Origin of the sequence: Blautia sp. MSK20_18 (assembly GCF_020553125.1) — a bacterium.
Taxonomy (GTDB): Bacteria; Bacillota; Clostridia; order Lachnospirales; family Lachnospiraceae; genus Blautia_A; species Blautia_A fusiformis.
Window position 1 is genome coordinate 13,296 of sequence record NZ_JAJCGR010000037.1, and the last position, 15,240, is coordinate 28,535.

Genomic DNA, 15,240 nt, shown 5'->3' on the forward strand with positions numbered 1-15,240 from the left:
TTCTTATGATCTGTTTTATGCCTGTGATCCCGGCTTTTCTTCTGTTTCTGCATGATCGCTATCTGTTGTCTGAGCAGATTCTTCTGTTTTCTCCGGTGCCTGCATATCCTCTGTCAGTTCCTGTCCGGATATCTCCGGTCTGAACTGAACCGATTCTGTACTTTTTGCAGCCTCGTTATTTTCCGCGATCATTTCAATATCCTGTTTATTGGACACTTCTTTTTCATCCTCGGAAAGTACCAGATCATCCAGATTCTCCGGGATATCCAGGCCCTGCTGAACTGCACGGAGGATCTTCATGAACTCTTTACCTGTAATGGTTTCCTTGCGGATCAGATATTCTGCGATCTTATCCATCTCTGTTCTGTGACTTCCAAGGATCCTCTTGGCTTCCTCATAGGAATGGTGGAGAAGCTTCATCACCTCATGATCGATCTCTGTTGCGGTATCATCACCACAGTTTAAAACTGCTCTTCCGCTGAGATACTGGTTCTCCTGTGTGGCAAGTCCCATCAGTCCGAACTTCTCTGACATACCATACTGTGTGATCATGGCTCTGGCCACCTTGGTAGCCTGCTCAATATCATTGGCAGCACCTGTAGTGACTGTGTCAAAAACGATCTCCTCTGCAGCACGTCCGCCAAGATAGCCTACCAGCATAGCTTCCAGCTCTTTCTTGGTGTTGAGATATTTTTCTTCCTCAGGTACCTGCATAACGTAACCCAGTGCTCCCATGGTACGGGGTACGATGGTGATCTTCTGTACAGGCTCCGCATCCTTCTGGAGTGCATTTACCAGTGCGTGTCCGACTTCATGGTAGGATACGATCCGGCGTTCCTGTTTGCTTAAGATACGATCCTTCTTCTCTTTTCCCACCAGAACTACCTCTACGGATTCTTCCAGGTCCTTCTGTGATACAGCTTTACGTCCCTTCTTGACTGCAAGGATCGCAGCCTCATTGATCATATTGGCAAGATCAGAGCCTACCGCACCGGAAGTTGCAAGTGCAATAGCTTCAAAATCAACGGTGTCATCCAGAAGCACGTTCTTGGCATGTACCTTCAGGATATCCACCCTTCCTTTAAGATCCGGTCTGTCAACGATCACACGTCTGTCAAAACGTCCCGGACGGAGAAGAGCCGGATCAAGAACCTCCGGTCTGTTGGTCGCAGCAAGGATCAGAAGTCCCTTGGATGTATCAAAGCCATCCATCTCCGCAAGCAGCTGGTTCAATGTCTGCTCACGCTCATCATTTCCGCCGCCATAGCGGGAATCACGGCTTTTACCAATGGCATCGATCTCATCGATAAATACGATACACGGAGCATTCTTCTTGGCTTCCTCGAAAAGGTCACGGACACGTGAGGCACCCACGCCCACAAACATCTCCACAAATTCCGAGCCGGAAAGAGAGAAGAACGGTACCTGCGCTTCACCTGCAACAGCCTTGGCAAGTAATGTCTTACCGGTTCCCGGAGGGCCTACAAGAAGTGCGCCCTTAGGCAGCTTGGCTCCGATGGCTGTGTATTTTCCGGGGTTGTGAAGAAAATCCACAACTTCCTGGAGAGATTCCTTGGCTTCATCCTGACCTGCCACATCCTTAAAGGAAACGCCCGTTTCCTGCTGCACATATGCCTTGGCTTTGCTCTTGCCTACGCCCATGCCCATGATCCCGCCGCCTTTGTTCATGCGGCGCATGGAAAACATCAGAAGTCCGAACAGAAGCAATGTCGGCAGAACCACGCTCAGGATCATTGCAACAAATTCACCAAAAACATCCGGCGGATCGGTCTCAAACTTGATTCCCTTTCCTTCCAGTCTCTTGGTAAGTGCTGTACTGTCTTCGGTCTTCGTGGTGTAATAGCTCATATCCTCGTACTTGGAATTCTTTTTCTTGGGTACGATCGTCAATGTACTGGACTGGATCGTTACTTCCTTAACCTGGTCCTTATCCACCATATCGATAAATTTATCATAGGAGATCTCACTGCTGTTATCCTTCAGCATATTGGTAAACAACGCGAAGCACACCAGTGTGACCAGGAGGCATATCAGAAAAGCCAGAATCGACTGATGATTTTTACCTGATCCCTGCCTGGGATCTTTGTTGTCAGGTCGCTTCCCGTCCTGATCATTATTCAGTTGATTATTCATTTTTTTCCTCCTCTTGTCATTTCTTTATTATAAAGAGAAAAACCATATAAATCAACTGCGAGATTACAAAAATACCATCGAAAAAACACCGCATTGGATATTGCCAGTGAACGTAAAGTTGTAGTATACTGTTCCCAGTGAATTGGAAAATTAAAGAGGAGAGGAAATCAGACAAATGAAAATAGGTTTTGATAATGACAAATATCTGAAAATGCAGTCAGAACACATCCGTGAAAGAATCGGTCAGTTCGGCAACAAGCTTTATCTTGAATTCGGCGGCAAACTGTTTGACGACTACCATGCATCCCGTGTTCTTCCGGGTTTTGAACCGGACAGCAAGCTCCGCATGCTGATGCAGCTTTCTGATCAGGCGGAGATCGTTATTGTTATCAGTGCCAATGACATTGACAAGAATAAAATACGTGGCGATCTTGGGATCACCTATGACGAAGATGTACTCCGTCTTATGGATGAGTTTTCAAGCCGTGGCCTGTATGTGGGAAGCGTATGCATCACACAGTACTCCGGCCAGGAAAGTGCCGATCTCTTCAAAAAACGTCTGGAGAAACTGGGAATCCGTGTCTACAAGCTTTACCTGATCCCCGGCTATCCAAGCAACACTTCCTTTATTGTAAGTGACGAGGGTTATGGAAAGAATGATTATATTGAAACTACCAGACCTCTGGTCGTGATCACAGCACCGGGACCAGGAAGTGGAAAGATGGCAACCTGCCTTTCCCAGCTTTACCACGAATACAAACGAGGAGTAAAAGCCGGCTATGCAAAATTTGAGACCTTCCCGATCTGGAACCTTCCTCTGAAACATCCGGTAAACCTTGCCTACGAAGCTGCCACTGCAGATCTGAACGATGTCAACATGATCGACCCGTTCCATCTGGAGGCTTACGGCAAAACTACCGTCAACTACAACCGTGACGTAGAAGTTTTCCCTGTTGTACAGGCCATGTTTGAGAAGATCATGGGCAGCTGCCCTTATAAATCTCCGACAGATATGGGTGTCAACATGGCAGGTAACTGCATCGTTGACGATGAAGTATGCCAGGAGGCTTCCCGCCAGGAGATCATCCGCCGTTATTATAAGAGCATGAACGCTCTGGTTTCCGGCTCCGGCACAGAGAATGAGGTACGTAAGATCGAGCTTCTTCTCCAGCAGGCTCATGCAGAGATCACTGACCGTAAGGTTGTTCCGGCTGCCCTCGAAAAAGAAAAAGCAACCAATGGCCCTGCCGCCGCTATGGAACTTCCTGACGGAAAGATCGTATGCGGAAAAACATCCGATCTTCTCGGCGCATCCGCTGCGCTTCTTCTCAATGCCCTGAAAGAGCTGGCAGGAATCGATCACGATCTTCATGTGATCTCCCCGGATGCCATCCATCCGATCCAGCAGCTGAAGACCAAATATCTTGGAAGCAAAAATCCACGTCTTCACATTGATGAGATCCTGATTGCCCTTTCCATGAGTGCCGCAACCAGCGATGCCGCACGCCTTGCCCTGGAACAGATTCCGAATCTCCGTGGATGCCAGGCTCATACTTCCGTAATGCTTTCCGATGTGGATGTGATCAGCTTCCGTAAGCTTGGTGTTGAGCTTACCTGCGAAGCAAAAGCTGAGAAAAAGAAAGAATATCAGAAAGTCTGATCTTATAAACACCAAAATCCCCTGTACCGGATCTGCGTATAAACGCTGAACCGTACAGGGGATTTTTTGAGGGAATCTATAATCAATCAACTTGCCGATATTTTCCTGTTTAATTCATTCGATCTTTCTGATAGACAATACCACCTGTTGTAAACTTCACAACACTTCCGTTTTCAACCATATGAAAATAAGGTTCACCTTTCTGTTCTCCTGAAAATATTTTCTCAATTCCGTCACAATATATATTTATAATTTCCGGAGATAACGCATACTTTTTATAACAGTCTTTTTCTTTTTCGCAGACGTGGGCAGGAAAAACGCTGCTTACTTTTTTTCTGATTTTCTTCAATTTTAAAAGGCTTTCATAGTATACACGCAAAGAAGCAGATGGGGCAAGCGGACTTTTTCCAGGATTCAAATGTCCCCACACTTCCCAGGTGAGCATGATATCTCCTGTAAAAAGCCATCCTTTCTTCTCCTCAAACAATGCAATACACCCCAGGGTATGACTGGGAACTTCCAGAACTTTAAGTTTTTTATCTCCCAGATCAAAGATATCCCCATCCCTGACTGTACAGATTTTTCTTGCCGGTCCGGGATTCCACATTTCAAACGAAAATCCCTCTTTTTCAGGAATTTCAAAGAACATGAGCTCAGACATTTCTCTCAGCTCCTGGTCTACGATCTGATGGGAAAAAGGTTCGTCATACCTTCCCACACATACTTCTTCAAATTGATAATTTCCTGAATTATGATCCACATGAGCATGAGTATTTACAACAATCAGAGATTTTTCTCCACAAAGTTTCAAAACTTCTTCTTTTAAATCGGTAAGTCCCAGTCCCGTATCCAGAAGAAGAGCTCTTTCTGTTCCATTTATCACATACATAACCGTCTTATCTATTTCATTGATCGCCCACAGATCTTTTTCCAACGGAATGATCCTGAATAACTGCATCTTTATTCCTCCTTTATTTTACAGCTCCCATTGTTAGTCCGCTTGTAATATATTTTTGTGCACAGATGTAAAGGATAATTGTGGGAATAATACACAAGGTAAGTCCTGCAATAAACAGATTCCACTGTGTGCTGGTAGCACTTCTGAACATGAAAAGATTTACCGTCAGCGGTCTCAGTTCACTGTCTCCAATGAGAATACTGGGAAGCAGAAAGTCATTCCAGGACCACATAAAAAACAATACACCAATGGTAACCGTTGCTGGTTTAACAAGTGGAAATACGATCTGCGTCATAATTCGAAAAACTCCACATCCATCTATTGCGGCTGCTTCTTCCAGCTCCCGAGGTACATTTTTCAAAAATCCCGTAAACGTCAGAATTCCAAACGCACAGAAGAATCCAATATCAAGAATGATAATTCCTCCAAGGGAATTGGTAAGATTGGTATTTGTAGCAAGTACAGAAATAGGAATCATAACTGCATGAAACGGCACGATCTGTCCGAAAACAAAATACAGATACAGATTCTGTGAGATTTTCCCACGAAGATGTGAGATTCCGAAAGCACCGGCAAACGATACGAACAGCCCTCCCAGCATAGCTCCCAATGTAATCACAACAGAATTTTTTAATGCAACTAAAAAATTCATGCTTTCCATGGCATTTTTAAAATTATCAAGATATAAAGACTTTGGTAATGCCAGAAAATCAGCCGCAATTTCCGGACTTGTTTTAATTGAATTCATAACGATCCACAATACCGGTAAAATAAAAATAAAGCCTAATATAAACATTGCTGCGGTACCTGCAATTTTCTTTTTCCATGTCATTATGACTGCACCTCTCTTTTTCTAGTAATATTAAGCTGAATCAAGGAAATTGCTGCTATGATCAAAAACAGGATCACCGATTTCGCACAGCCATACCCCATATTAAAAGTTCCAAATGCGTCATCATAAATATTCATGGCGATCGTCTGTGTTGTTTTTGAAGGTCCGCCGCCGGTTAAAGCGTAGTTAATATCAAATGCTTTAAATGCATTTGCAATAGATACAAACAGATTGATCGTAATCGTTGGCATCAGAAGCGGAAGCTGGATTTTTATAATACGATTCAGTCCCACACATCCGTCAATGCATGCCGCTTCCATCACATCAAGAGGAATCGACTGCAAACCTGTGATGTAAAGGATCATCAAAAATCCCAGGCCCTGCCACACGGTAACCACTGATACCGCCGCAAATGCTGCCGTTGAACTCCCGAACCAGCTAAACCCTGTTACTGCTTCCGAATGTAAAAGTTCTCCAATTATTGGCGTTACTTTCTGAAAAATAAATGTCCACGCCAGGGCGATCATAACTCCACTGATAATATTCGGAATAAAAAAGAACGCCCGGATCACTGGCTTACCGAAAATATGTGTATTCAACGCCAGAGCTATAAAAAAAGCCAGTACATTGGTCAGAACAATCGTAACCACTGCAAGTTTAAACGTCAAAAACATAGATTGTATAAAATCTCTATCATGAACCAAATCGACAAAGTTTTTTATTCCGATCCAGTTATGCGTTCCTTTGATCAGATTCCAACTGAAAAACGAATTCGGGATCGTTCCAAAAATTAACGGTCCTGCCAGCGCAAAAGTATAAATACACAGTGCCGGCAGCACAAGAAGGAAATAATATTTTTTCTGTTTTCTGTATAAAATGTCCGACATGTTTCCTACCCCCGTATATAGCAGGCGGACTTTTAAAAGTCCGCCTGTTTTCCTGTGTGTTTATTCTTCTGCAAGCTTTTTAAATCCTTCATCAAGAGCATCCAGTGTCTGATCTTCATCGGTTATTCCTGCAAAATATCCCTGAACATCATCGCCCAGAACATCGCTTGCTCCGCTTGGAAGCTGATTCCACAAAGTACTTCTGACCTTTCCTGCATCCATATACGCTTTCAGATCTTTATAATAATCCTTACTTGCAATTTCATCATCTGCTTCAATGTCCATGCAAGCCATAAAGCCGCCGTAGCTGTTGGTCACTGTTTTCAGCCAGTCCCCGCCATCTCCGATATAATCAAGCACTTCCAGGGCTTCATCCAAGTGTTCCCCGTTTGCGTTGGCCACGATCGCATCTGTTGCACATGCCACAACTTCTGCATCATCTGCGTTATCACTTACTGGAACTGCAAAAAATCCGATGGGAAGATCCTGTGTTACACTTCCTACAGAAATCGTTGCCGCATCTGAAAGAAAGATCATTGCTGCTTCCTGGTTTGCAAATGCATAAAATCCTGTGGCCGCATCCGAATCCATATAATTCTGTCCGGAATTTTCTTTCATAAGATCCATAAAATCAAAGACTCTGTCTACGCCATCCACCTTAAAGCTCCCTTCTCCCTTATTCATGGAATCCAGCCAGCTGTCGATCTTATCTTTTCCACCAAGTACTCCTCCGAATAAGGAGCAGAATTCCTGACTTACTGTCCAGTTATCTTTATAAATAGCGGTAAATGGTGTAATATTCGCAGCCTGAAGTTTTTCACAGACTGCTTTCATCTCATCAAAAGTTTCCGGCACTTTTTCAATTCCTGCTTTTTTAAAAAGATCTTTATTATAAAGTACACCCCACCATTCATACATCTGTGGAAATCCCCACACTTTGCCATCATAAGTAACTGCTTCTTTTGCATTGTCATAAAGTTTGTCCACAAACTCATGATCGCTTACGTCTGCCAGCAGCCCGTTCTGTGCAAAATCATATACCTGAGAATAAGAACTTACTTCAAAAAGATCCGGCAGATCTTTTGCCGCTGTCTTTGCTCCAAGATACTGGTTATAATCTCCGGACTGCATCTCCACAGATAATTTTATATTATCATGAGTCTGATTAAACCCTTCCGCTGCTTTATTGTAAATATCCGCAGCTCCGGAAGTCCACACTGCCATCTTGATCTCAACTACATCGTCTACATTTTTCAGATTACTTTTTGCGTAAACCGGCATCACTGTTCCAACAAGCCCCATTGCCATGAGCGCTGCCATTGCGCACGCTGTCACCTTTCTTCTCTTCATTTGTAAACCCTCCGTTCTTTTTTGATGAACTCATTATATTATAATTTTTAATATCAAAACAGTGCACACTTCTTGACATTATGTGTCACTTTTCATAATATGTATTGGTTTTTTTTACTCATCATTATATAATAATACCGAAAGGAGGGGTAAGAATTGTTTTCTATTACTGCAAAATTTAAAGAACACTCTATAAAATTTCGAATTCTTGTCATCGTTCTTCCAGTTGTGATTCTCAGTTATATCATTTTATTATCTTCTTTTTATATGATTTATGTAAAAGAATCCCGTAACAATATTCTTCTGGAACATGAAGAGAATACTCTGTCTATCGCAAAAAATACAGCCAGTTATTTTTCCTCACTGAACTCCAACATTGATCTGCTGCTTTACGGAACAGAAATTCAGTCTCTGATCCATTCCTATGCAGATAAAAAGCTCAGTCCGGAAGAAGTTCAGTCCCAGTGTAACACCCTTTTCTCCACATATCTTTTAGGTGCTCAGTCTAAAATTCAACGGGTTTATATTGTTCTGACCGATAATGGGATCATTTCCAATCAGACTATTTATAATTCCACCCTGGAACAACAGGAGCAAAAACTGGAGCAGCTCAGTGAGTATCTAAAACAACCAAAGGGAACTCTCTGTTATTACTATTCTCCAAAGGAACCTTATACCATCACTGCTGCCAAAAATATTTTTGACATTCAGAAACCGGAAAAGAAGATCGGTATTTTACTGACTGAGATCAATATCCGGTTTATGGAGGATATGATCACGGAGCATCAGGATTCTGAATATAGTTATTATTCCCTTTTTCAAAATAGTGACCTGGTATATACAACTTCCCCCTATGCCCCATCCGTCACAGCCAGCATGAATATGAATTATCACTCCCACAGGGGGAATAGTAATTTTTATGCCATCCGCTATTCTGTAAACGATTTCTTACAAATCGGAGGGCTTCTCAACACAACCGGCGCATTTCATTCGATCAATCGTGTATGGCGTCAGCTACTGGTTATTTCCATATTTTTTCTCTTGATACTGGTTTTCGCTGTTATTCAAATTTCAAGAACCATATCCCAGGAATTTCAGGTTTTTATCACTAAGTTAAAACAAACTTCTGTTGCCGATGAAACCGCCCTAATCCACACAGTTTCCAGCAACGAATTTTCTGAGCTGACAAAGGAATATAACCATATGCTCCTGCGCCTTCAGGAATCCGGAAAGAAGATCACGGAACAACAGATTCTTCTAAAAAACGCAGAGCTGAAAACGCTTCAGGCACAGATCAACCCACATTTTCTTTACAATACCCTGGACTGTATCTCAAGCCTGGCATCTCTTGGAAAAACAGCGCAAATCACAGATATCGTTCCAAAACTGGCTGATATCATGCGAATGAGCATCAAAGGCCCTGATCTTCTTCCTATTTCAGAAGATCTTAATTACGCAAGAGAATATTTGGATATTCAGAAAATGCGTTTCCAGGATCGGCTTCTTTTTCTGATCGAATGTAACGATCCCATGGAAGATCTGTATATCCCAAAACTGATCATACAGCCGGTCGTTGAAAACGCTATCATACATGGTATCAGTGAATCTGTGGAAAATGGCTTTCTTTCTATTCAATTATTTACTTTTAAAGACGATGTACTGATCAAAGTCTATAACACCGGCCCCCTGTTTTCTCACCAGGTAATTGAAAAGATTCACTCTGTATCACAAACTTCTTTTTCCGACCAGAAAAGCATTGGGCTTATAAATATTCAGATGCGGCTACGGTCCCAATTCGGAAATTCCTATGGACTGCTTCTTGAAAATATGGAAGACCGTACTTCTGTATGTGTTACGATCCGTATTCCACAAATACATCAAAGGGAGGACCTGACAAAATGAAAATTCTGATCGTTGATGATGAAAAGATCATCCTGGAAAAACTTAAAATGTATATTTCACAGATTTTTACAGAAAAAGAGAATATTTTTACTTCTGACAATGCAGCAAAAGCACTGGAGATCATATCCTCTCAGCAACCAGATATCATTCTTACGGATATCCGTATGCCAGGAAAAGACGGCCTGTATATTTCTTCTTTCGTGCATAATAATTTTCCAGATAAGATCGTAATACTGATTACCGGTTTTTCTGATTTCAAGTATGCACAGACAGCGATTAAAAACCATGTTTTCGATTATATCCTAAAACCAGTAGACGAAAACGTCCTGAAAGAATCCGTATTGAAAGCTATACATACTATCACCGAACGGAAAAATCAGGCGATCATGCGCAAAAAATATGAATCCTATCTAAAAGAAAATATCAGAAATCTTCAAAAAGATTTTTTTGAACGGTTACTTTTCAGGAACACCACTTCCCTTTCTTCTTCTTTTCATGAAGAAGTCACCATGCTCCGCCTGGATCATATTAAAAGCTACTACCTTTTATACTGCAAATGTTCTACAACAGTTTCAAAAGATCTGGAAAAAGAATATTACTTTACGCATATCGCCGAACATTATCTTCAGGAACAGATTCCGGGAGCTCTTATTTTTTCTTATGGAAACGCTTTGTATTCCTTATGTCCGGACATTGATGAAAAACAACTTACAAAAATAACTAATTTCATACATGGGGAACTAAAAAAGAATCACGTTCTCATGTCCGCAGCCATCAGCAGTCACTCTGAGAATCTGTCTGAAATTCCCCTGCTTCGAAGCCAGACTGTAGAAATTTTTAATACCCTGAAAAATTCCAGTCATTTTGTCATGCTCTACCGTGATCTGGAAACCAACCCCGTTGCTGTCATGTATGAAAAATCCAACTATTTTCAGGTTCTTCTCAATTCCCTGTCTTCCGGTGACAAAACAATGATTCAAAGGCATTTTGATGAGATCTCCCAGTTTTTCACCCGGCAAACTCCTGATGAGTTCAACAGTTTCATGTATAGTTTTATGACTCTTTTTCTTTCTTTTTTTCAGTCAGCTTCCACGGAACTGTCAGATTCGGTACGTCAGATCACCAAAACACAGAAAGAGCTTTTTTCAACCTCCTCACTTCCGGAAAAAAAGACTGAAATATTTCAGGACTGGATGTTTCAGATTGCAGGCCTTCTGAATACTGATAAAATTAATAAAAACAACTACCTGACCAGTCAGCTGATTGAATATATCCGCGCAAATTATGAAAAACCTCTGAGCCTATACAGTATCGCCGATGAATTTAACCGAAGTACTCCTTATATCAGCAGACTGATCAAACAGACAACCGGCAAAAATTTTACGGATCTTCTTACCGATCTGCGTATCCAGAAAGCTAAAGAATTGCTGAAAACTTCTTCCTATCACGTAAATGAGATATCCCACATGGTAGGATATCCCAATTTTCGTTACTTCAGCCGTATTTTCAAGCAGCAAACTGGTATGACTCCCAATGATTATCGGAAGATTTCCTGCCGTTTTCACTGAATTTTTATACTGCTTCCCACACCATCCCCACCACATTTTTTGGTGACGATGATCTTATTTTCGATCCGTTCCTTCAGTTCTGACACATGTGAGATAATTCCTACCAGACGTTTTCCGTCGGTCAGACTTGTCAGGGCTTTCAGGGCCTGTTCCAGGGATTCCTCATCCAAGGATCCGAATCCTTCATCTACAAACATGGAATCCAGCCGGATTCCCCCTGCGCAGGCCTGGATCTCATCAGACAGGCCCAGTGCAAGGGACAGAGATGCCTGGAAGGATTCCCCACCGGACAATGTCTTTACACTTCGTTCTGTTCCGTTATAGTGATCTATGACATTCAGATCGAGACCTGCTTTTTCTTTCTGATTTTTGCTCTGCTCCTGGCGTTTCAGTTCGTACTGACCGCTACTCATGGTCATAAGACGGAGATTGGCTCTTCGCAGGATCCGGTCAAAATATGCCATCTGGATATAAGTTTCCAGCTCGATCTTTGCCTTTCCGTTCAGTTTTCCATTGGCTGTATCCGAAAGATTTTTCATCCAGACATATTCTTTTTCCGCCGCAGTCATTTCCGTCTGACGTACCTGCACTTTATGATATATTTCCTCATTTCCCTTCTGAACAGAAAAAAGTGCTTTTCGTTTTTCCGAAAGCTGTGTTTTCTCTTCCCTAAAACGGCTGTACTGCTCTCTGAGCGCATCCTCATCTACTTCTCCGATTTCTTTTTTCTGCTCCTCAAAGTTTTTTACAACCGCTGTTATTCTTTCCTTTTCCGCCCGGATCTCCTGTAATTTCTGTTGAGCTCTTCTGCTGCTTTCTTTCAGCTCTTCATACAGCTTTCTCTGTGTTTTTATTTCCTGTTCCAGAGATTCTTTTCCACCTTCTCCGATCTCTTCGTTCAGCTCATCCACTTTCTGTGCTTTGTTCTTCCTCTCTGTTTCCAGACGTACGATGTCCTGTGCAGCTTCATTGATAACTCTTCCCAGTTCTTTCAGAGTCTTTTCTCTTTCTATGATCAGCTTCTCAAGATCCTGTTTCTGTTTTGCTTCTTTTTCCTTTCCCTGAACTTTTTCTGACAGGCAGCTGAGCATATCCTGTATCTGTCTTTCAAATCCTGCAGCTGTGTTGTCCGTCACTTCTCCATTTCCTGCCACCAGACTTTTCTGAATCAGTTTTCGGATCTCTTCTGCTGTTATCTGCTGCTGCTTTTTGTTTTCCACGCCTCTTGTCTGAAGACCGGCCTGTTTTCTGTCACATTGATTTTTCTCTTCCTGTAACTGAACGATCTCTGTTTCCAGCTTTTCGATCCACGTTTCTGTTTCGTTCTTCTTTTTTTTACGTTCTATTGCTATGCGAATCTCTTCCTCGCTGTCTGCCAGCTGCTTTTCACATTGGTCCTGTTTTTCTTTCAGCAAAGGGATCAGCTTTTTCCATTCCGTCTCATGTAAAAGCTCTTGTGCCTCCCTCTGGATCTGATGCCATAATGTTTTCTGGCGTTCTTTTCGTTTTCCTGCTTCCACACTCTGCGTATTTGCGTCATTCTCCAGTCTGTCCAGTTTTTGTTTCTCTCTGTCCAGGATTTCCTGATCCACAACCTGCCCTTTGGGAAGTATTCCCGGACGCGGATGCTCGAAAGAACCACATACCGGGCATGGGCAGCCCTCTTTCAGTTCCTGCGCCAGGAGCCCTGCCTGCGCGTCCAGAAAACTCTGAAACAGTTTCTGGTAAACTTCTCTCTGCTTTTGTACTTTTTCAATGGAAATCTTATATTTTTCCTGCTGCTCTTTCGTGGCATTATAAGCCCCTTGAAACTCCTTAACCAGAGCAATCAGTCCTTCTAATTCTTTCTTTTTCCGAAGCCCTTCTGTCTTTTTCGTCTCTGCCTTCTGAAGTTCCAGCTCCGCGCTGTCCAACAGCGCCTTGTCTTTCTTTTGCTGCTCCAGCTCTTCCTTCTGCTGCGTTTCTTTCCAGATGATTTCTTCCTGCCATCCATCTATCTGTTTCTGTTCTTTTTTGATCTCTTCTTCCGTCAGCAGACAGCTGTCATAGCTTCGTTTTTCACTGTCCAGTTTATCGTACTCAAACTTGTATTTTTGTAGTTCTTCTCCTGCATCTGCCAGTATTGAAAGGCGTTTTTTTTCTTCCTCATCTTTTTTCTGCAAAAGCTGCTCTTCGGAAATATCCTTCTCTTTTTTTTCACTGACTGTTTCAAGCTGTCCTTCGATTGTTTCCAGCTCTTTTTTCAGCTTTTCCAGCTCCTGATATTTTTTCAGCTTTTCTTCTTTTTCACGGATCCTGATTCCAAGCTCTTCACATCTGTGATCTGCATCTTTATATTTTTCCGCCTCTTCTACTGCAAGCTGTAGAAGTGGTGTTAATTCTTCCAGATCTTTTTCCGCTTTTTTCTTTTTCAGCTCCAGATTTCGTTTCTGAGCCACAAGATTTTGTGCCTCTTCTGCTTTTCGTATATCCTGATTAAGCGAGTCTTCTTTTTCCCGGAGCTCTTTTTCCTGTGCTTCACCATATTCCAGAAACTGCTTCAGAAGTTCCAGACTCCGCTCCAGTTTTCCCTCGAATTTTATCTTTTTCAGTTCGTCAAATTCCTCTACCTCCTGCCATGAAGCAGTCTCCGTTTTCACTCCATCCAAATACTGGGCAATACTGCGGCGCATTTCATCATATTCCTTATATCTGGCTATTGACGCATCCTTAAGTTTCATCTGAATCTGCTGATAAAGTCCTGTGTGAAAGAGCTGTCGGAAGATCTCTCCTCTCTGTATAGTTCCTGCCAGAAGTAATTTCTGGAAATCCCCTTGGGCGATCATTGCGATCTGTGTGAACTGATCATAACTCAGTCCCAGAAGCTGTTCCACTGCCGCAGTAACATCTTTTGCCTTTGTCACCGGCTGACGTTCATCCGGATAGATCAGCTGTGCTTCAGCTTTTCTAAGAGTCTGTCCGGTGCCTCTTTTTTTCGGAGCCATATATTCCGGACTCCGGCGCACGTGATAATTTTTCCCCTGATAGGAAAAAACAAGCTCCACAAAGGTCTCTGTGGAAGGCTCTGCATATTTGCTCCGAAACATGGCCGGATCTCTTACCTCTCCACTGGCTCTTCCATATAACGCAAAGGTGATCGCATCAAAGATCGTGGTTTTTCCCGCTCCGGTGTCACCGGTGATCAGGTAGAGACCTCCCTCTCCAAGCTTTGAAAAATCAATCTCTGTTTTGTCCGCATAGGGCCCGAAGGCACTGATGGTCAGTTTTTTCGGTCTCATTGTTTCACCTGCCACTCAAAATGTGTGTAAATATACTCGCATCGAGATAACGTAGACTCTCACGAGTTCTACTTACTGCTTCACCGTGTATGTTTTTGATTGACCGAGATCATATCTACTCACAAGTTCTTGTACACTCCGCAGTCGTAAATTCCCGAAAATAGCCTTCGGTACATACTCACGTTTGCGTTTTAGTTATGCAACTTCGTAAGTTATTGCATCTCTCAAATTAAGTGCAGCATTGAGATCTCTGTCTTCGACATAACCGCAACTGCATTTGAATATTCTATCTGAAAGCTTTAAATCTTTTTTGACAGCGCCACAGCAGTGACAGGTTTTAGATGATGGATACCATCTATCTACTACTCGAAGTTCGATCCCATTTTCATTACATTTAATCTGAAGCTTTGTTCTAAATTCATAAAATTTTTGTGATGCAACTGCTTTTGAAAGATGTCGATTCTTCATCATACCCTTTACATTTAAGTCCTCGATCGTTATATAAGATGGCTTGGTCTTCACTATCTCAGCGATTGTCTTGTTAATGTAATCCGTACGGATATTATCTATCTTATAATGAAGTTTCTGTACCTTGCGTTTTTGTTTTTGTATATTCGCCCTTTGAGTGACTTCTCCTTTCTTTAGATTTTC

The 15,240-nt window shown here is 42.4% G+C and carries 10 protein-coding genes; 3 read left to right on the forward strand and 7 right to left on the reverse strand.

Annotated elements, in window-relative coordinates:
- Positions 1-15 precede the first annotated feature (15 nt).
- Positions 16-2,154, reverse strand: a complete 2,139-nt coding sequence (gene ftsH, locus LI091_RS15445; RefSeq protein WP_021651517.1) for an ATP-dependent zinc metalloprotease FtsH — start codon at positions 2,152-2,154, stop codon at positions 16-18.
- A 175-nt stretch (positions 2,155-2,329) separates the two neighbouring features.
- On the opposite strand from ftsH, the gene LI091_RS15450 reads away from it, so the two are divergent.
- Complete coding sequence (locus LI091_RS15450; protein WP_265191329.1) at positions 2,330-3,814, forward strand: DUF1846 domain-containing protein; 1,485 nt, start codon at positions 2,330-2,332, stop codon at positions 3,812-3,814.
- A gap of 109 nt (positions 3,815-3,923) precedes the next feature.
- Here the strand turns inward: LI091_RS15450 and LI091_RS15455 are convergent, their stop codons facing one another.
- The 4 genes from LI091_RS15455 to LI091_RS15470 are packed head-to-tail and all read right to left on the reverse strand — an operon-like array spanning position 3,924 to position 7,841.
- Positions 3,924-4,772 carry an MBL fold metallo-hydrolase gene (locus tag LI091_RS15455; protein ID WP_021651519.1) on the reverse strand — a complete coding sequence of 283 codons (849 nt, stop codon included), beginning with the start codon at positions 4,770-4,772 and terminating at the stop codon, positions 3,924-3,926.
- 13 nt (positions 4,773-4,785) lie between these two features.
- Complete coding sequence (locus LI091_RS15460; protein WP_021651520.1) at positions 4,786-5,604, reverse strand: carbohydrate ABC transporter permease; 819 nt, start codon at positions 5,602-5,604, stop codon at positions 4,786-4,788.
- A complete protein-coding gene (locus LI091_RS15465; protein WP_021651521.1) occupies positions 5,604-6,491 on the reverse strand; it encodes a carbohydrate ABC transporter permease in 888 nt (295 codons plus the stop codon). Before LI091_RS15465 ends, LI091_RS15460 begins: the two co-directional genes overlap by 1 nt.
- Positions 6,492-6,551: 60 nt before the next feature.
- Positions 6,552-7,841: an ABC transporter substrate-binding protein gene (locus tag LI091_RS15470; protein WP_015525935.1), complete on the reverse strand. Its 1,290-nt coding sequence runs from the start codon at positions 7,839-7,841 to the stop codon at positions 6,552-6,554.
- Positions 7,842-7,997: 156 nt separating this feature from the next.
- On the opposite strand from LI091_RS15470, the gene LI091_RS15475 reads away from it, so the two are divergent.
- Positions 7,998-9,743, forward strand: coding sequence for a sensor histidine kinase (locus LI091_RS15475; RefSeq protein ID WP_173758709.1), 1,746 nt, complete (start codon positions 7,998-8,000; stop codon positions 9,741-9,743).
- Positions 9,740-11,311, forward strand: a complete 1,572-nt coding sequence (locus tag LI091_RS15480) for a response regulator transcription factor (protein WP_118368601.1) — start codon at positions 9,740-9,742, stop codon at positions 11,309-11,311. The genes LI091_RS15475 and LI091_RS15480 overlap by 4 nt, the downstream gene beginning before the upstream one ends.
- Here LI091_RS15480 and LI091_RS15485 read toward each other — a convergent pair.
- Both LI091_RS15485 and LI091_RS15490 read right to left on the reverse strand, forming a co-directional pair.
- On the reverse strand, positions 11,305-14,589 hold the full coding sequence (locus LI091_RS15485; protein WP_265191330.1) for an AAA family ATPase: 3,285 nt from the start codon (positions 14,587-14,589) through the stop codon (positions 11,305-11,307). The genes LI091_RS15480 and LI091_RS15485 overlap by 7 nt on opposite strands.
- Before the next feature lie 195 nt (positions 14,590-14,784).
- On the reverse strand, positions 14,785-15,240 hold a 456-nt coding region (locus LI091_RS15490), incomplete at its 5' end, for an RNA-guided endonuclease InsQ/TnpB family protein (RefSeq protein ID WP_265191331.1).